This is a genomic window from Peribacillus asahii, from assembly GCF_003570725.1.
Taxonomy (GTDB): domain Bacteria; phylum Bacillota; class Bacilli; order Bacillales; family DSM-1321; genus Peribacillus; species Peribacillus asahii.
In genome coordinates this window covers 456,219-473,313 of sequence record NZ_QWVS01000002.1, presented here as the reverse complement: position 1 = coordinate 473,313, position 17,095 = coordinate 456,219, and the positions used below count along the sequence as shown (strand labels likewise).

The window sequence follows — 17,095 nt, the reverse complement described above, 5'->3', positions numbered from 1 at the left end:
CTATTCATGAACGAGAGAAAGTAAAATGTCCATTTACGGAAGAGGTAACTGCGACATAATCAAAGTCTGTACAGGTAGTTGTTCTCTTTTTATCGCTTTCTCTCGATTTCTAAGTAGGCGTTTATTGCCTGTTAATTTGCGATAAAGATTCAGTGGAGAAAAAGGATTATGGAGAAAGATGTAGAATTTAATGTTATGGACGATAAACCATCAATCTACGTTGATGCAGATGCATGCCCTGTGAAAAAAGAAATTTTGGATGCTGCTTCATTATTTAAGGTGGACGTTATATTCGTTGCTTCCTACAAAAATATGATGAGTAATCCGGAAGGAAAATGGGTATATGTTGATGCAGATAAGGAAGCGGCGGACTTATATATCGTTAACGCAGTAAAAAAGGGTGATATTGTTATAACAAATGATATTGGATTGGCTGGAACATTACTCCCTAAAGCTGTATATGTTCTTTCTTCAAAGGGAAAAGAATATACCGAAGAGAATATTTCGATGCTTTTAGATATGCGTTACCTTTCCGCTAAAATGCGCAGAGCTGGTAAACATACAAAAGGGCCAAAAGCATTCTCGAAGGAAGATCGCATTAAATTTGCACAAGTACTTGCAAAAATTTTGTCGAACCTTGAAGGAATTTAGCCGTACATATCGAATAATAAACAATCACCTAAATTATAAGGTGAGAATATGACAAATGCCCGAATAGAAGATGAAAAAATTAATGAAATTCGCGAATCGGTCGATATCGTCGAGTTAATTGGCGAATATGTTCAATTGAAAAAACAAGGTCGAAACTATTTTGGTCTATGTCCTTTTCATGGTGAAAATAGTCCTTCATTTTCCGTTTCTGCTGAAAAGCAAATTTTCCATTGCTTTGGTTGCGGAGCAGGTGGTAATGTTTTTACTTTTTTAATGGATATAGAAGGATATAGCTTTGTTGAAGCGGCTAAGATTTTAGCGGAAAAAGGAAATGTTTCTTTAGATGTTGAAATCAATAAAGGACAATCACGCTCCAATTTGCCGGCTGGTTCAGAGCAAATGCTTGAAGCGCATGATTTATTACGAAAATTTTATCACCATCTTCTAGTTCATACAAATGAAGGTCAAGAAGCGTTAGAGTATTTATTAAATCGTGGGTTTACTGAGGAGACAATTGAACAATTTCAAATCGGTTATGCGCTAGATTCATGGGATTTTGCAGCTAAGTTTTTAAAGAAAAGAGGATTTTCTTCAGAATTAATGGAGCAAGCAGGTCTCATTATTTTTAGAGAGAAAGGCGAATCTTATTTTGACCGTTTTCGTAATCGGGTAATGTTTCCGATTATGGATCATCAAGGAAATACGATTGCGTTCTCGGGGAGAGCGTTAGGTGAGGATCAACCTAAATATTTAAATAGTCCTGAAACGCCAATCTTTAATAAAAGCAAAACCTTATATAATTTTCATCAAGCAAGGCCGCATATTCGAAAAAAGGGGCAGGCGGTTATTTTTGAAGGCTTTGCTGACTGTATTTCAGCTGTTCGTGCAGGCGTTGAACATTCGATTGCTACAATGGGAACAGCTTTGACAGAACAGCATTTGCAACTTTTAAAACGGAATACAGATCAAATTATTATTTGTTATGATTCTGATTCGGCTGGGTTACACGCGGCAAATCGTGCAGCTAATATGCTTCATGAAAACGGTTTTGGGATAAAAGTGGCGCTCATGCCAGACCACCTTGACCCCGATGACTACATAAAGAAATTTGGTGAAAAAAGCTTTGTTTCTGAAGTAATAGGGGCTAGTCACACCTATATGGCTTTTAAGCTTCACTATTTACGTTTAGGAAAAAATCTAAATAGTGAAGGAGATAGGATTCAATATATTGAAGAAGTGTTAAAGGAAATTTCGCGCTTACCAAATGCTGTTGAGCGAGATTATTATCTGCGCCAGCTATCAAGCGAATTTTCACTTTCTTTAGATGCCCTAGAGAAACAGCAACGGCAAATTTTTTTCAATGAACGAAAGAAAGGAACATTGCCACAACCTTCTTTGCAAAAAACAGTAACTTTACAATATGAGCATAAGCTAAGACCCGCGCATCAGAATGCGGAAAGATATTTAATTGCTCATATGTTAAAAAGTAAAGAAACTGCTTATAAAATTCAACAAATGTTAGGAAACAATCGTTTTCATTTGGATGAACACCAAGCAATCATTACGTATCTATACGCTTATTATGAAGATGATCATGAGCCGGATACCAGTTTTTTTCTAACATATTTACCTGATCAAAACTTGAGAAGAATTGTTTCTGAAATAGAAATGATGTCAGTAAGTGAGGAAGTATCTGATAAGGAACTGACAGATTATATAAATCAAGTGTTGAAATATGAAAAAATGTTAAAGATAAAAGAAAAACAAGAAGAAGAAAAGGAAGCGGTGAGACGTAACGATACACAAGCGGCTGCCCGGATTGCGATGGAGATTATTCAATTGAGAAAAATGTTGTAAGAATGGTAAGTGTAAGTTTTGGAAGGAGGGGAACTAATGGCTGAGAAACCAGCACGTTCCAAAGAGGTTGATAATGAATTAAGTCTTGATCAAGTAAAAGAGCAGTTACTAGAGTTAGGGAAAAAACGAGGCTCATTAACATTAGAAAAAATTGCTGCTAAAATTGGCGGCTTTGAATTAGACTCTGATCAAATGGATGAGTTCTATGAATATTTAGGTGAACATGGCATTGAAATTCTCACAGATGGTGAGGAAGAAGATGAAGATGATCCGAATGGGAAAGAACTGGAAAAAGAAGAAGAGTTTGATTTAAATGATTTAAGTGTTCCTCCAGGTGTAAAAATTAATGATCCTGTCCGTATGTATTTAAAGGAAATTGGACGAGTAGATTTATTATCTGCTGAAGAGGAAATTTCTTTAGCAACACGTATTGAAGAGGGAGACGAAGAAGCAAAGCGCCGATTAGCTGAAGCGAACTTACGACTTGTTGTTAGTATTGCGAAGCGCTACGTAGGGCGAGGTATGCTATTTTTGGATTTAATCCAAGAAGGTAATATGGGACTGATTAAAGCTGTTGAGAAGTTCGATTATCGTAAAGGCTTTAAATTCAGTACATATGCAACTTGGTGGATTCGTCAGGCTATTACTCGTGCTATTGCTGACCAAGCAAGAACAATTCGAATTCCAGTTCATATGGTAGAGACGATTAATAAATTAATACGCGTGCAAAGACAGCTTTTGCAAGATTTAGGACGTGAACCGACTCCAGAAGAGATTGCGGAAGATATGGATTTAACTCCAGAAAAAGTTCGGGAAATCTTGAAAATTGCTCAAGAGCCTGTTTCTCTTGAAACGCCTATTGGGGAAGAAGATGATTCGCATTTAGGTGACTTTATTGAAGACCAAGATGCAACATCTCCTTCAGAGCATGCAGCGTATGAACTTTTGAAAGAACAGCTTGAAGATGTACTAGATACGTTAACAGATCGTGAAGAAAACGTTCTACGTCTTCGATTTGGGTTAGACGATGGTCGCACTCGAACATTGGAAGAAGTAGGGAAAGTGTTTGGTGTTACTCGTGAACGTATCCGACAAATAGAAGCAAAAGCATTGCGTAAGCTGAGACATCCAAGTCGAAGCAAACGTTTAAAAGACTTTTTAGAATAGAAAAAACACTCTGAGAGCCGGCTTGATGTATATCAAGTTCGGCTCTTTCTTCCTTCTCAATAGTTCCTTCTTTTTGCCGATATAGTAGGTAAGAAGGAATTTGAAATTGAGGGTGGGAATATGAATGAAACACGTAAAAAAATTATTTTACAGGAAATCAAGTATTGGAAGCAAACGAACCTTTTACCTGAGCAATATTGCGATTATTTATTGACTTTATATAGTTGCGGTGAAGAACAAATTATATCACCGCAAAAAAAGAGCAGCAGGTCCCTAGCCATTCCATTATGGATATTTACATCCCTTTTTTTTCTAACCTTATTTGTCAATTATTTTACTGAAATTAACAAGGGATTGCAAATTACAATTACAGCATTTTTCATTATTATGTTTGGTTCCTTTATTTATCGTTATATTCAAAGTTCATGGTTATTGCAGTTAGCTTTAGTTGGTTTAGCATTAACCGTTCTTATGGAATCGGTTCATATTGTTGACCTGGTATTTCCGAATAGTACTGGTGCTCTGTATATAGTCTTGCTAGTTCAATGTGTTGTTTGGTTTGTAGTAGGCCGCCGATTAAAATTATTGTATTTTTCTATCTCTGGAGTCATTGGAGCTTTCATTATTGTCTATTTTTTAGCAAGGTTATTTTTTTAATGGTTTTTTATGGAAAAAAATTGGTAATTGTTGTACTATATAATAGTAGTGGTAGTTGAGACAAACCTTGAGAAAGTGCATAAATATTTGTTAAATTTAACAAAATAGAATATATCTGTTTATTTTTTACTCTTTTCCTTAACCATGTTTAAGTAAATTAATAGTTGTTTGGACAGAATAATCTGATTCAAACAGTCTAGGTTCTATGGGGGGTTAATTCTATGAAGCGTAATCCAGTTGTACCATTTATTGTGATTATGGTGTTTGGAATTGCACTTATGTTTATGCTTTCTTTCAAAGGTTTAAGTGATTCTAAACAAATGGCTAAGGAGCAAGAAAACGGTGGCAAGACTGAAGAATCTACTGAAAATGCAGCGGCAACCCCTGAAGATATTTATAAACAAAACTGTATTAGCTGTCATGGTGACGCGTATCAAGGCGGTGTCGGTCCTGCTTTAAAAGGTGTAGGCGACCGATTATCTGCAGATGAAATTAAAAATATTTTAACGAATGGGAAAGGTCCTATGCCTCCTGGATTAGTACAAGAAGATCAGCTGGATGGAATGACTGAATTTTTACAAGGGTTAAAATAATGAAAAACCACTGAGTTGTCCGTATGAGACAATTCAGTTCTTTTTTGTATAGATAAATTTCGCTGAACAAGTAAAGTTTTGTTATAATCTTAGAGAAAATGATTTGAAATACATATAAGAGAGTTGATTTAGATGAATCATGAAAAACTATCGATGCGTTTGCAGCGTGTCGCCTCATATATTCCAAAAGGAAGTGTTCTAGCGGATATTGGTTCGGATCATGCTTACCTTCCTTGTTATGCGATTAACAATCAGTTGTGTGTGAAAGCAATCGCTGGGGAAGTCGTAGAGGGACCTTATCAATCGGCGCTAAAGCAAGTACTAGAAACCGGTTTACAGGATAAGATTGATGTCCGTAAAGGGGACGGGCTAGATGTTCTCGAAATTGGCGAAGCAACGGCTGTCACGATTGCTGGCATGGGAGGTACATTGATTGCAAGCATTTTGGAAAGAGGTAAAGCGAAATTAACAAAAGTAGAGCGTCTTATTCTTCAGCCGAATGTAGGTTCCAAAAACGTTCGAACATGGTTAATAGAGAATGGATGGGAATTGAAAGCGGAAGAAATTCTTGAAGAAGACGGGAAAATCTATGAAATTTTACTGGCTGAAGTAGGGGAGCCGCTTAAGCCTTATCAAAATAAGCATGAAACAGGTCTTCAGTTTGGCCCGTTTTTGCAAGCGCAGCGCAGTCCTGTTTTTATAAAAAAATGGATGCAAGAAAAGGATCATTTATTAAATGTAATTGCGCAAATGGATGCAAGTGGAAACACTAATTTAGAAGAAAAACGAAATGAATTATTGAAGCAAATTAAGGTTATTGAGGAGGTGTTGGCATAATGAAAAAAGCGAATGGATATCAAATTATTGAATTGTTTGAGCAGTTTTCTCCGAAGCATTACGCAATGGAGGGAGATCCAATTGGTCTTCATATTGGCTCTTTAAATAAGCCTGTTTCAAAAGTAATGATTGCTTTAGATGTACTGGAGGAAGTAGTAGATGAAGCGATTGAAAATGGCGTGGAGCTCATTATTGCCCATCACCCGCTTATTTATCGTCCGCTCAAAAAAATTGATACAACGAGTACAGCTGGTAGAATTGTTGAGAAATTGATTAAGCATGATATTGCCGTGTATGCTGCTCATACGAATTTAGATGTTGCAAAGGGTGGTGTGAATGATTTACTAGCGGAAGCCCTGCAATTACAGCAAACGGAAGTATTAGCTCCAACGCATGAAATCGCTTTGAAAAAGCTCGTTGTGTTCGTTCCTGTTGAGACCGAGGGTCAAGTAAGAGAAGCGCTTGGAAAAGCTGGAGCTGGTGCAATTGGAAATTATAGCAATTGCTCATTTTCTGCTGAAGGAATCGGAAGATTTTTACCGGGAGAAGGTAGTGAACCGGCAATCGGTATGCAAGGCACATTAGAATCGGTATCAGAAGTGCGAATTGAAACGATTTTTCCAGAAAATATCGAGAAAAAAGTGCTGTCAGCTATGATTAAGGCACACCCATATGAAGAGGTCGCTTATGATTTGTATTGCTTAGATAACAAAGGAGAAGTATTAGGCCTCGGAAAAATTGGTTCTCTTGCTGATGAAATGACACTTGAACAGTTTGCTGAGCATGTGAAGCGTACATTAGACGTGGATCGAGTGCGTGTTGTAGGGGATTTGAATACAACAGTTAAAAAAGTAGCCGTACTCGGTGGAGATGGTAATAAATATTTTACAACTGCTAAATTTAAAGGGGCAGATGTCTATGTGACGGGTGATATGTATTACCACACTGCACATGATGCGATGATGATCGGTTTAAATATTGTAGACCCAGGACATAATGTGGAAAAGGTAATGAAGCAAGGTGTGGCAACGGTGTTATCGAATATGTGTCAGGAACGAAAGCTAGATGTGACCTTTATTCCGTCTAAATTAAATACAGACCCGTTTACATTTATTTAATAACAGAAAAAGTCGTCCATGGACGACTTTTTCTGTTATTGTTATTTAGGTACTTTAATTTTCGGTAAAATTTTATTTAATGGTGTTTTCTTTTCTGTATTCCATGTAGATTCATCATTTGGATTATATTTTTCTAAGAAGGTAATAACCTCTTTGGTAATTGGTGTTGGCGTTGAGGCACCTGATGTGACCGCTACGGTTTCGATATCTTTTAACCAATCAAGATTTAACTCAGAAATATCCGCAATTCGGTATGCTTTCGTCCCAGCAATTTCCTCTGAAACTTGAGCTAAACGATTCGAGTTATTACTTTTTGGATCACCGACAACAATGAGAACGTCCGCTTCACCGGCTTGCTGTGCAACGGCTTCTTGACGAACTTGAGTTGCCAAGCAAATTTCTTTGTGTACTTCAGCATGCGGATACTTTTCTTTTACTTTTTCCATAATATCTAAAACATCCCATTGGCTCATTGTTGTTTGATTTGTAACGATAATTTTATCGCTTTCAATGGTTAATGCTTCTACATCTTCAGCATATTGGACAAGGTGAACGATATCTGGCGCAACACCAATCGCTCCTTCTGGCTCTGGATGTCCTTTCTTGCCGATATAAATGACTTGATAGCCTTCTTTTTGTTTGGCACGAATTAAGTCATGAGTCACTGTTACATCCGGGCATGTGGCATCAAGCGTCACGAGCCCTTTTTCCTCTGCAATTTTACGGATCTCTGGTGAGACACCATGAGCAGTAAAAATCACGGTTCCTGAATCAACCTGCTCAATAATTTCTTTTCGATTTTTGCCATCAAGTGTGATGATACCATCTTCTTCAAAGGCATCGGTCACATGCTTGTTATGCACAATCATGCCTAAAATATAAATGGGGCGAGGCAATGTTTTATCTAAAGCCGCATTTCTAGCGATAACCATGGCATCGACAACGCCATAGCAATAGCCGCGCGGTGATATTTTGATTACTTTCATCTATATGTCCTCCTTATAAAAGCAAAAAAACGATTAATTTTATTATATAGGAGGAATGAGCATAATACAAAACATCAAATGGTTATTAAATGTATAGTTTCGGCCCGGATGTCTTTTTCTTTTTTGGCTTCGGTTTTGGTTTTCTGTCCATTTTTTGTTGTGCGGTTTGTTCAGTGGGTGATTTAGGAGATTCTTCTGTAGGAATCTCGGTTACTGTTTCTTTTGATATGTTTTCTTCTTGTTTGGGTTCTTTCTTTTTATCATTGTCGTTAGAACTAAAGGCCCGAATAATGTTCCACATGGACGGTAAATTTTTAATCATCGGACCATATTGTTGAACGATTGGGGTAAATTGTTCTGCTGCTTGAAGTACTTTTTGCGTATTGTTGAGCATGCTTGTAATACCTTCAGGGTTTCTAAGCTTTTCTATGATGCCGCCGCTATTATTGCTCCTTGTGTCTTGTTTTCCTTGTGATGGTGGTGCGAATAAGTTTTGGGGAGCAGCCTTTTGTTTAGACTTACCGAGTAACCTTCCAATCAGACCTTCCTTTTTAGGTTGTTGCTGCATCATGCCTTGTTGATGGAAAGGTGTATTTGCCCTTGGTTGATTGATATGAGGTTGTTGTGGAGCTTTTTGGAAAAAAGGGTTCGGTCTTGAATGTGTAGGCATTCCTCTTTGAAAGTTTGATGGCGGATACATATTTCGTCGATTGGGTGGCGGAAAGTTTGGCCCTGGACCAGGGTATCGTCCTTGAATCATATTGTTTCCCTCCTTATCAGGGGAAATTTATTTTTTCTATATTAGTATGCAAAATAAGAAAAAAGGTTTGATTGAACAATGGCAAAACTAGAACGATTTGTTGTGAAGTTGGTGGAAAGAGGGTAAGATGGTAACGATAGTTTGTTTGTAAGCAGTCCATGATGCTTATATCAATACTTAACAAAATCAAGTGCCTTGCGCTTTTCTTCATAATTATTTTATAATCATAGGATATGTGAACGATTTGACCCATAGGATAAAGGAGTTTTTTGATGAAACAAAATCAATTTGAACGTTTTAATTTGCAGAGCCATATAGTTGATGCAGTTCAGAATTTAGGGTTTAAAAAGCCGACAGAAATTCAAGAACGTGTGATTCCTGCTATTTTAAACGGTCATAGTTTAATTGGCCAATCGCAAACAGGAACGGGAAAAACCCATTCATACTTGTTGCCGATTATGGAAAAAATGAATCCAGCTAAACAAGAAGTTCAAGCGATTATTTCTGCGCCAACTAGAGAATTAGCTAATCAAATTTATAAAGAAGCTCTAAAAATTGCTGATTATTTTCCGGAAGAGGCTCCCATTCAAGTTCGCTGTTTTATTGGCGGAACGGACAAGCAACGGACGATTGAAAAGCTAAAAACACAACCGCAACTTGTAATTGGGACTCCAGGTAGAATTAAAGATCTTGTGGAAGAGCAAGCTTTGCAAGTATATGGAGCAACGATGCTTGTTGTGGATGAAGCTGATTTAATGCTAGATATGGGCTTTATTGAAGATGTTGATAAATTTGCTGCAAGAATGGCTGAAAAAATCCAAATGCTCGTCTTCTCAGCAACGATTCCAGAGAAGTTAAAACCATTTTTGAAAAAGTATATGGAAAATCCGAAATATGTTCAAGTGAATCCGAAGCAAGCAACAGCAGCGAAGATTGAACACGTACTGATTCCACTTCGTCACCGTAACAAAATTCAACTATTACATGATATCGCTGTTCGCTATAATCCATATTTAGCGATTATTTTTACGAATACGAAAAAAATGGCTGACACTGTTGCGGATGAATTAATAGCTAAAGGATTGACGGTTGGACGTATTCATGGTGACCTTTCACCGCGTGATCGTAAACGAATGATGAAGCAAATTAATAACCTAGATTATCAATTTATTGTGGCGACAGATTTAGCTGCGCGTGGAATTGATATCGAAGGTGTTAGTCATATCATTAACTATGAGCTGCCATCAGATTTAGACTTCTATATTCATCGTACAGGCCGAACAGCACGTGCAGGTCAATCGGGTATTGCGGCAACAATTTATGATCAATCCGATGAAGATGCATTAATTCGTCTTGAGAAAATGGGTGTCACTTTCCGCGATGTGGATATTCAAAATGGTGATTGGATTGAAATCGACGAACGAAATAAACGAAAACGTCGTAAAAAGCAAGCTTCTGAAATCGATGTAAAAGCAAAAACAATGGTTAGAAAATCGACTAAAGTCAAACCAGGATATAAAAAGAAACATCAACGTGAAACGGAAGAGTTTAAGAAACGTCAACGCCGCATGGCTAAAAAACAGAAATAAAGAGTGAACCTTTTGAGGAGAGAGGAGGAAGTTAGAATGTTGAAAATTGGATCTCACGTATCGATGAGCGGGAAAAAGATGCTGCTCGGTGCAAGTGAGGAAGCAGCTTCTTATGGAGCTAATACCTTTATGATTTATACAGGGGCTCCGCAAAATACGCGCCGTAAAAAGCTGGAAGAGTTAAATATTGAAGCGGGAACAAAACATATGGCTGAACACGGAATGACAGATATTATTGTTCATGCTCCTTATATTATTAATATTGGAAATACAACAAAGCCAGAAACATTTGAACTTGGTGTCAATTTTTTAAGAAGTGAAATTGATCGTACAGAAGCGATTGGTGCGCGTCAAATTGTTCTTCATCCAGGAGCGCATGTTGGGGCTGGTAGTGAAGCGGGAATTAAGAAGATTATTGAAGGATTGAATGAAGTGCTAACAGCTGAGGATCAAGTGCAAATTGCCCTTGAAACGATGGCGGGCAAAGGAACCGAATGCGGCCGCTCGTTTGAAGAGTTAGCAATGATTATCGATGGTGTTACACATAATAAACAACTGTCTGTTTGTATGGATACTTGTCATATTCATGATGCGGGATATAATGTCGTTGAAGATTTTGATGGCGTGCTAAATGAGTTTGACAAAATTGTTGGCATTGACCGTATTAAAGTGCTTCATATTAACGATAGTAAAAATGTACGCGGAGCGCGTAAAGACCGTCATGAAAACATTGGGTTTGGTCACATTGGGTTTGATGCTTTAAACTATATTGTCCATCATCCACAGCTTTTATCCGTTCCTAAAATTTTAGAAACACCATTTGTTGGTGAAGATAAAAATGATAAAAAAGCACCGTATCAATTTGAAATTGAAATGCTAAGAAACAAGAAGTTTGATGATAATGTGCTAGAGAAAATTAAAAATAGCTAACCTTAAAAAGGGACATCTCATCGAATTAGATGAAACGTCCCTTTTTGGTTTACCATTCATAACAATGTATAACTAAGCTTTTTTGATTTTTTATAGTTTTGGCTTCTAGCTGCATCTGCTATGAAAAAGATGAGAGTCCTCAACATTCCATTTTCTACATATACATAAATGAGCCCATTCCCCTGTTTTTAATAAGAACCAGTTAGTTGATAGAAAATATTTTCGATTTGCTTTGCTTTATTCATACCAGTGATGCCGGCAATTCGACCAATGACCGTTTGTCTTTGACGAGGATCAAAAATGTTAATGTTTTGTCCTGCAAGCAGCCTTGTAATACCTATCGCTTCTTGCTGGGTTAAAGATACTTGATACTGTGACGCTAGAGCGAGCAGCTCATCTGGTTTAATTTGATTAATCTTATGATTGACCATCATTTCAAATAATTTCATAGTCGTTTTCCCTCCTTTTTTAAAACATATGAAGAGGGGAAGAAGATGTGAACGAAAACTACAAGCGCGGTTCTTTACTTCTTCTTCTTTTTTCGATATACTTCTCTTTATCAAATCGTAATGATTCTTAAAAAAAGGTGATGTAATTTGGAAATCCAGGATAATCATCCAATTATTAAAGTGAAAAATCTTTCTTATAAATACACAAAAGATAAAGTGTTAGAAGATGTGTCTTTTGAAGTACCGCGTGGAGCTTTTTTAGCTATCGTAGGTCCAAATGGATCAGGTAAGTCGACTTTATTAAAGCTAATTCTTGGGTTGTTAAGAACACAAGAAGGTACAATTAAACTGTTTGATGAAAATATTCGTTTATTTAAAGAGTGGCAACAAATTGGTTTTGTTTCACAAAAAGCGAATTCATTCAATTCAGGTTTTCCGGCAACGGTGTTCGAAGTCGTTCAAAGTGGATTAACGAAGAAATTAGGTTTATTTAAATTTCCTAAAAAAGCGGATAAGCAAAAAGTGAAAAAAGCTCTAGAGGCTGTCGATATGTTATCCTTTCAACATCGAAATATTGGTGAGTTATCAGGCGGGCAACAACAACGGGTGTTTATTGCACGGTCGCTTGTAAGTGAACCACAATTGTTAATTTTAGATGAGCCGACCGTTGGAGTGGATTCTAAGCATGTGCATCAGTTTTATGAAATGCTTGAAATGCTGAATAAACAATTAGGCATTACACTTATTTTAGTTACACATGATGTCGGTACGGTAACAGATAAAGTGACCCATGTAGCCTGCTTGAATAAAAAACTGCATTTTCATGGAGATGCATATGAATATAATCAATTAAATGAAGAAGAGCTGTCGTCTTTTTATGGACATGACGTCAAGCTTTTAAGTCATAATCATTAAGATGTTTTGGAGGATAGCCGAATGATATCGGGGTTATTGCAATATGAGTTTTTGCAAAACGCATTTATTACAGGAATTATTATTGGAGTACTAGCGCCGCTCTTGGGCGTTTTTATTGTGGTTAGACGGATGTCCATGATTGCAGATGCCTTAAGTCATGTGGCACTTGCAGGGATTGCGTTTAGTTTACTTCTGCAAAAGAGTTTTGTTTCGTTAGTCGGGTTAAATCCACTTTATATGGGAATGGCTTTTTCTGTTGGTGGTTCTTTATTTATTGAGAAGTTAAGAACGATTTATAAGCATTATCAAGAGTTGGCAATCCCGATTATTTTATCAGGCGGAATCGGACTTAGTGTTATTTTTATTTCGGTTGCAGATGGGTTTAATGCGGATTTATATAGTTATCTATTTGGAAGTGTAAGTGCAGTTAGTCGCTCTGATTTATATGTCATTATCGGAGTAGGCATAGCGGTTATTGTAACGTTAATATTGTTGTATAAGGAACTGTTTTTGCTTTCATTTGATGAAGAACATGCAAAAGCCTCTGGTATTCCTTCTAAAGTGATTCATTTTATTTTTATTGTACTTGTTGCTCTTGTGATTGCAGCATCCATGAGAGTGGTTGGAATTTTACTTGTATCATCCTTAATGACACTGCCGGTTGCTGCGAGTTTACGATTTGCACAAGGGTTTAAACAAATGATTGGTTATTCAGTTGTTTTTGGTGAAATATCCGTTGTAGGTGGTTTATTTTTATCTTATGAGCTAGATCTTGCTCCAGGTGGAACGATTGTGATGTTAGCTGTACTCATTCTTGTTTTAGCAATTATTATTGATAAATGGAGAAATAGGTAAATGAGGTGTTTTTTTGAATGTAACAACAGCGATTCAATTACTAAAGGATAAAGGGTATAAACAAACAGGAAAAAGAGAAGATATGCTTCAGCTTTTTTCGTCTAGTAATAAATATCTAACGGCAAAAGATGTGTTAGAAAATATGAAATCGAGCTACCCAGGATTAAGCTTCGATACGATTTACCGTAACCTTTCTTTATTTGTAGAATTAGGTATTTTTGAAATGACAGAACTTGAAGGAGAGAAGCGCTTCCGATTTACTTGTAGTCATTCTGAACATCATCATCATTTTATTTGTTTAGATTGTGGGAAGACGAAAGAAATTGCAGCATGCCCAATGGAAAGTCTAGAAGATAATTTACAGAATTATGATGTGTCTGGTCATAAATTTGAAATTTATGGCCGTTGTCCTGACTGTTGTGTACGGTCACAATAAAAAGCGTGAAAGCCAGTTGTGGTTTTCACGCTTTTTATTATTAGTTATGTCTAGAGCTCGTATCGCATTTATACTTGTTCTTGCAACCATTTCCGAACCCAAGTTTGTGCTTCGTGCCAGGACTGAACACGGATGACACCCTTTGGAATAGGATCTTGATTATAGGGTGTATTAAAGAGTAAAACGGGGATATTACATTCTTCAGCAATTGCAACTGCATTATCATGTTTATCCTCCAGAAATAGGTCGACCGCTAACTTTTTGGCTGTAGCTACTTTGTTGTGCGATCCAATTAATTCTAGATGATGATAGTTTAGTCGGTGTTTGGCAAACCACTCTTTTGTGACATCAAGAAGATGCGAGGTACGTGCGCTAATATAATATAGATCAGCCGAAGCTGCCCATGTATTTAATACTTCTTTTGCCCCATCAGCAGGTAAAGATTCTTTATAAAAGATTGGTTCATTTGTTAAGAACCAGTGATTAAAATCTTCTTTTGATACGTTCACATATGGATAAAAATCATATTGGGTAATGTCTTCATATGTTAAATTTAATTGAAAAGCGTCATTTAAAAATGGAACAAAGGTGTCTGGTCGTGTGACGGTTCCATCTATATCTATTCCAAATCGTTTCTTCATCGTTGATTTGCCCTCTCCTTGTTTTTCATACATATAGTGTAACATAAATTGGTGAAATCGTTCTTTTAGTAAATGGCAACAATATTGTTTAACAAATCCATTATATATAAAAAGGGCACGGTAATGATTCAGGACTAAAAAGCATGGCAGTTCTTTAGGAGCCTTGGTTTAGATTAGGGTAGTTTTTTTCGTATAGTTTCATTTATACAATCTGTTAAGACAGATGTAGTTTATCCCAATAGATGAAAGATTTTTAACGTAGTTTTTCATTTGTCTTACACACACTATAAATGCTCCTACTTAACGAAAGTGAGGAATGCATGTATGGAAGAGAATCGTTACACAAGTGTTGACGATGAAGTGCGTTTGACTCCAAAGCCAATGGATTCCACTTTTACCTCGACTTCGACTTCACAGGTTCATCGAACAGTCGATGAAGATCGAAATAAATACGAATCCGGTGAAGCGGTAAAAAATGATTATTTAGAAGAAACATCTGCTGAAATTGCGGCACCGATAAGTAATCGTGGACAAGCATCGGATTCAGAAAGATATGATGATCCTGCATATGGCATTGGTTTCGGTGGTACATTAGTTGGGACCCTTGCATTAATTGCATCTATCCTTTCCTTATTTATGATGCCAATTTTACTTGGTATTGTCGGTATCGTGGCTGGGTTTATTGCCCGTAGTAAAGGAGCAAAAAGTCTTGGAGCATGGGCAATCGGGATTGGTGCTGTCTCAATTATTGTTGGCATCTTTATCTTGCCGTTTTTTTAACAAGACGAAAAAAGCTTGGATTCGACGACGAATCCAAGCTTTTCTTAGGAAAATAGTATAAAGTTTGTTTAACTTAATTACTTTATTTTTATTTCAATGCTTCAGCTTTTTGTTTAGCGTAATATTCCTCGGCAATTAAGTCGATTTCTTTCTTTAATTCTTCTACCATTGTTTCTTCAGGTACTTTACGAACAATTTGCCCTTTTCTAAATAGAAGTCCTTCTCCACGGGCTCCAGCGATGCCGATATCAGCTTCTCGAGCTTCACCAGGTCCATTTACCGCACAGCCAAGAACAGACACTTTAATCGGTGCCTTAATCGTTTGGATATACTCTTCTACTTCGTTTGCAATAGCGATTAAGTCGATTTCAATACGACCGCATGTTGGACAAGAAATTAATGTAGCCATATTAGAGGCAAGACCAAATGACTTTAATAATTCTCGTGCTACTTTTACTTCTTCAACAGGATCAGCACTCAAAGAAATGCGTAATGTATTACCGATACCCTTGCTTAGGATAGCTCCTAAACCAGCAGCGCTTTTTACTGTACCAGAGAATAAAGTTCCTGATTCTGTAATACCGAGATGTAATGGATAGTCAAAGGCTTGTGCTGCTTTTTCGTATGCTTCAATGGCCAAATTAACATCAGATGCTTTCATGGAAACGATAATATCATGAAAATCTAAGTCTTCTAAAATTTTGATATGATGCAAAGCACTCTCTACCATACCGTCGGCTGTTGGATATCCGTATTTTTCAATAATGCGTTTTTCTAATGAACCAGCGTTTACACCGATTCGAATTGGTACTCCCTTTTCTTTCGCTGCCTTTACAACCGCTTCGACTTTCTCACGACGACCGATATTTCCTGGGTTAATTCGAATCTTATCGGCTCCTCCTTCAATCGCTTTTAAAGCAAGTCGATAATCAAAGTGAATATCAACAACAAGTGGAATGTTGATGCGTTTTTTTATTTCTGGAATGGCATCGGCTGCTCGTTCATCTGGACATGCGACGCGGACAATTTGGCAGCCCGCCTCTTCAAGGCGCAGAATTTCAGCTACAGTCGCTTCGACATCATGGGTTTTTGTCGTTGTCATACTTTGAATAATTACTTCATTATTACCGCCAATGGTTAAATTACCAACCTTAATAGGGCGGGTTTTAGTACGATGTATAATTTCACTCAAGTGGGATTCGCTCCTTTTGGAAGAAATCATGTTTGATTTTCCCTATTGTTCACAAAAATATTGTATCAATGTTAGGCACTAGTTGACAAGGAAATGGATGTATTATCTTTTTTAATAGACTGTGTTAAACATCGAGAAAATTCTATCTTATCTTTGTTTTACATCCCTGTCTATTTATAGCTCGGAATTTTATAGGTTTTTCCAATTTGCATTTGTTCGGGTTTTAGTCCTTCATTTAGCTCTTGAAAATCACGCACAATCGATTCAATCGGCTGTTTTAGTGATCCCTCTTCTTGCTCAATAATTGACAATAAGGTGTCACCCGGCTTCATGGTTTTTTTTACATATTGTAGTTTGTGTTTATTCGCTGTTTGATGAACAGGTTGTGAAGGTTCTTTTGCAGGAGAAGAAGATGATTTTGGTAAAGTTCCTGTTGTGACATCAAAGTAAACGATAAACAGAATAAAACATACGCATAGAAAACCGATTAGCCGTTTCATTTGTAACCCCCATTACTTGTCTTTACTGTATATATATTTAGGAGTCCTTTTTTTATGCCTAAAATTAAGCACTATTCTTTTGTTTCATGGAAACTTTTCATTAAATGAAAAAGGATGTTCATTTAATGTTTGAAGAAATGGATCGATTATTTCATATGAGCCAAAAACTGTATAAATCAACA

19 protein-coding genes are annotated in these 17,095 nt (G+C 36.9%); 13 read left to right on the top strand and 6 right to left on the bottom strand.

Annotated features, from left to right (window positions below; translation table 11 throughout):
• Positions 1–168: 168 nt before the first annotated feature.
• The 7 genes from D1953_RS02520 (at position 169) to D1953_RS02490 (ending at position 6,880) form a co-directional block, all read left to right on the top strand.
• Complete coding sequence (locus tag D1953_RS02520) at positions 169–651, top strand: YaiI/YqxD family protein (protein WP_245979835.1); 483 nt, start codon at positions 169–171, stop codon at positions 649–651.
• 48 nt (positions 652–699) lie between these two features.
• On the top strand, positions 700–2,508 hold the full coding sequence (dnaG, locus tag D1953_RS02515; RefSeq protein ID WP_119115559.1) for a DNA primase: 1,809 nt from the start codon (positions 700–702) through the stop codon (positions 2,506–2,508).
• Between the two features lie 36 nt (positions 2,509–2,544).
• Entirely contained in the window at positions 2,545–3,675 is a 1,131-nt protein-coding gene (gene rpoD / locus D1953_RS02510) for an RNA polymerase sigma factor RpoD (protein ID WP_119115558.1), read from the top strand.
• 120 nt (positions 3,676–3,795) lie between these two features.
• Positions 3,796–4,332, top strand: a complete 537-nt coding sequence (locus tag D1953_RS02505) for a hypothetical protein (RefSeq protein ID WP_119115557.1) — start codon at positions 3,796–3,798, stop codon at positions 4,330–4,332.
• Positions 4,333–4,553: 221 nt separating this feature from the next.
• Positions 4,554–4,925 carry a cytochrome c550 gene (cccA, locus tag D1953_RS02500; RefSeq protein ID WP_119115556.1) on the top strand — a complete coding sequence of 124 codons (372 nt, stop codon included), beginning with the start codon at positions 4,554–4,556 and terminating at the stop codon, positions 4,923–4,925.
• A 132-nt stretch (positions 4,926–5,057) separates the two neighbouring features.
• A complete protein-coding gene (locus D1953_RS02495; protein ID WP_119115555.1) occupies positions 5,058–5,762 on the top strand; it encodes a tRNA (adenine(22)-N(1))-methyltransferase in 705 nt (234 codons plus the stop codon).
• Entirely contained in the window at positions 5,762–6,880 is a 1,119-nt protein-coding gene (locus D1953_RS02490) for a Nif3-like dinuclear metal center hexameric protein (protein WP_119115554.1), read from the top strand. The genes D1953_RS02495 and D1953_RS02490 overlap by 1 nt, the downstream gene beginning before the upstream one ends.
• Positions 6,881–6,921: 41 nt before the next feature.
• Here D1953_RS02490 and D1953_RS02485 read toward each other — a convergent pair whose 3' ends face one another.
• Positions 6,922–7,866, bottom strand: coding sequence for a 4-hydroxy-3-methylbut-2-enyl diphosphate reductase (locus D1953_RS02485; RefSeq protein ID WP_119115553.1), 945 nt, complete (start codon positions 7,864–7,866; stop codon positions 6,922–6,924).
• Between the two features lie 85 nt (positions 7,867–7,951).
• Complete coding sequence (vrrA, locus tag D1953_RS02480; RefSeq protein ID WP_119115552.1) at positions 7,952–8,626, bottom strand: VrrA/YqfQ family protein; 675 nt, start codon at positions 8,624–8,626, stop codon at positions 7,952–7,954.
• A 272-nt stretch (positions 8,627–8,898) separates the two neighbouring features.
• Between vrrA and D1953_RS02475 the strand changes: the two genes are divergently transcribed.
• Together D1953_RS02475 and D1953_RS02470 are read left to right on the top strand one after the other, a co-directional pair.
• Positions 8,899–10,215: a DEAD/DEAH box helicase gene (locus D1953_RS02475; RefSeq protein ID WP_119115551.1), complete on the top strand. Its 1,317-nt coding sequence runs from the start codon at positions 8,899–8,901 to the stop codon at positions 10,213–10,215.
• Between the two features lie 36 nt (positions 10,216–10,251).
• A complete protein-coding gene (locus D1953_RS02470; RefSeq protein WP_119115550.1) occupies positions 10,252–11,145 on the top strand; it encodes a deoxyribonuclease IV in 894 nt (297 codons plus the stop codon).
• 188 nt (positions 11,146–11,333) lie between these two features.
• On the opposite strand, the gene D1953_RS21105 is transcribed toward D1953_RS02470, so the two are convergent.
• The gene (locus D1953_RS21105; RefSeq protein WP_182480472.1) at positions 11,334–11,594 is read right to left on the bottom strand and encodes a DUF2624 family protein; all 261 of its coding nucleotides are present in this window, start codon (positions 11,592–11,594) and stop codon (positions 11,334–11,336) included.
• A 153-nt stretch (positions 11,595–11,747) separates the two neighbouring features.
• Between D1953_RS21105 and D1953_RS02460 the strand changes: the two genes are divergently transcribed.
• Genes D1953_RS02460 through D1953_RS02450 form a run of 3 tightly spaced genes read left to right on the top strand, consistent with a single transcriptional unit; the run spans position 11,748 to position 13,800 of the window.
• Positions 11,748–12,509 (top strand): metal ABC transporter ATP-binding protein, encoded by a 762-nt coding sequence (locus tag D1953_RS02460; protein ID WP_119115644.1) that lies wholly within the window; start codon positions 11,748–11,750, stop codon positions 12,507–12,509.
• Between the two features lie 21 nt (positions 12,510–12,530).
• Positions 12,531–13,364: a metal ABC transporter permease gene (locus D1953_RS02455; protein WP_119115548.1), complete on the top strand. Its 834-nt coding sequence runs from the start codon at positions 12,531–12,533 to the stop codon at positions 13,362–13,364.
• 13 nt (positions 13,365–13,377) lie between these two features.
• On the top strand, positions 13,378–13,800 hold the full coding sequence (locus tag D1953_RS02450; protein ID WP_119115547.1) for a Fur family transcriptional regulator: 423 nt from the start codon (positions 13,378–13,380) through the stop codon (positions 13,798–13,800).
• A gap of 68 nt (positions 13,801–13,868) precedes the next feature.
• Here the strand turns inward: D1953_RS02450 and D1953_RS02445 are convergent, their stop codons facing one another.
• Positions 13,869–14,441 (bottom strand): 5' nucleotidase, NT5C type, encoded by a 573-nt coding sequence (locus tag D1953_RS02445; protein ID WP_119115546.1) that lies wholly within the window; start codon positions 14,439–14,441, stop codon positions 13,869–13,871.
• A gap of 324 nt (positions 14,442–14,765) precedes the next feature.
• Here D1953_RS02445 and D1953_RS02440 point away from each other — a divergent pair, with 324 nt between their 5' ends.
• Entirely contained in the window at positions 14,766–15,221 is a 456-nt protein-coding gene (locus tag D1953_RS02440; RefSeq protein ID WP_245979831.1) for a DUF308 domain-containing protein, read from the top strand.
• Positions 15,222–15,309: 88 nt separating this feature from the next.
• Here the strand turns inward: D1953_RS02440 and ispG are convergent, their stop codons facing one another.
• A complete protein-coding gene (gene ispG, locus D1953_RS02435) occupies positions 15,310–16,413 on the bottom strand; it encodes a flavodoxin-dependent (E)-4-hydroxy-3-methylbut-2-enyl-diphosphate synthase (RefSeq protein WP_119115545.1) in 1,104 nt (367 codons plus the stop codon).
• A 170-nt stretch (positions 16,414–16,583) separates the two neighbouring features.
• Positions 16,584–16,913 carry a LysM peptidoglycan-binding domain-containing protein gene (locus D1953_RS02430; RefSeq protein ID WP_119115544.1) on the bottom strand — a complete coding sequence of 110 codons (330 nt, stop codon included), beginning with the start codon at positions 16,911–16,913 and terminating at the stop codon, positions 16,584–16,586.
• Positions 16,914–17,095: the final 182 nt, after the last annotated feature.

Coding starts and splice junctions, on each gene's coding strand:
- D1953_RS02495 (WP_119115555.1), top strand. CDS start 5,058: ATGAATCATGAAAAACTATCGATGCGTTTGCAGCGTGTCGCCTCATAT.
- D1953_RS02490 (WP_119115554.1), top strand. CDS start 5,762: ATGAAAAAAGCGAATGGATATCAAATTATTGAATTGTTTGAGCAGTTT.
- D1953_RS02440 (WP_245979831.1), top strand. CDS start 14,766: ATGGAAGAGAATCGTTACACAAGTGTTGACGATGAAGTGCGTTTGACT.
- cccA (WP_119115556.1), top strand. CDS start 4,554: ATGAAGCGTAATCCAGTTGTACCATTTATTGTGATTATGGTGTTTGGA.
- D1953_RS21105 (WP_182480472.1), bottom strand. CDS start 11,594: ATGAAATTATTTGAAATGATGGTCAATCATAAGATTAATCAAATTAAA.
- vrrA (WP_119115552.1), bottom strand. CDS start 8,626: ATGATTCAAGGACGATACCCTGGTCCAGGGCCAAACTTTCCGCCACCC.
- D1953_RS02430 (WP_119115544.1), bottom strand. CDS start 16,913: ATGAAACGGCTAATCGGTTTTCTATGCGTATGTTTTATTCTGTTTATC.
- D1953_RS02485 (WP_119115553.1), bottom strand. CDS start 7,866: ATGAAAGTAATCAAAATATCACCGCGCGGCTATTGCTATGGCGTTGTC.
- D1953_RS02505 (WP_119115557.1), top strand. CDS start 3,796: ATGAATGAAACACGTAAAAAAATTATTTTACAGGAAATCAAGTATTGG.
- D1953_RS02520 (WP_245979835.1), top strand. CDS start 169: ATGGAGAAAGATGTAGAATTTAATGTTATGGACGATAAACCATCAATC.
- D1953_RS02470 (WP_119115550.1), top strand. CDS start 10,252: ATGTTGAAAATTGGATCTCACGTATCGATGAGCGGGAAAAAGATGCTG.
- D1953_RS02455 (WP_119115548.1), top strand. CDS start 12,531: ATGATATCGGGGTTATTGCAATATGAGTTTTTGCAAAACGCATTTATT.
- D1953_RS02475 (WP_119115551.1), top strand. CDS start 8,899: ATGAAACAAAATCAATTTGAACGTTTTAATTTGCAGAGCCATATAGTT.
- rpoD (WP_119115558.1), top strand. CDS start 2,545: ATGGCTGAGAAACCAGCACGTTCCAAAGAGGTTGATAATGAATTAAGT.
- dnaG (WP_119115559.1), top strand. CDS start 700: ATGACAAATGCCCGAATAGAAGATGAAAAAATTAATGAAATTCGCGAA.
- D1953_RS02445 (WP_119115546.1), bottom strand. CDS start 14,441: ATGAAGAAACGATTTGGAATAGATATAGATGGAACCGTCACACGACCA.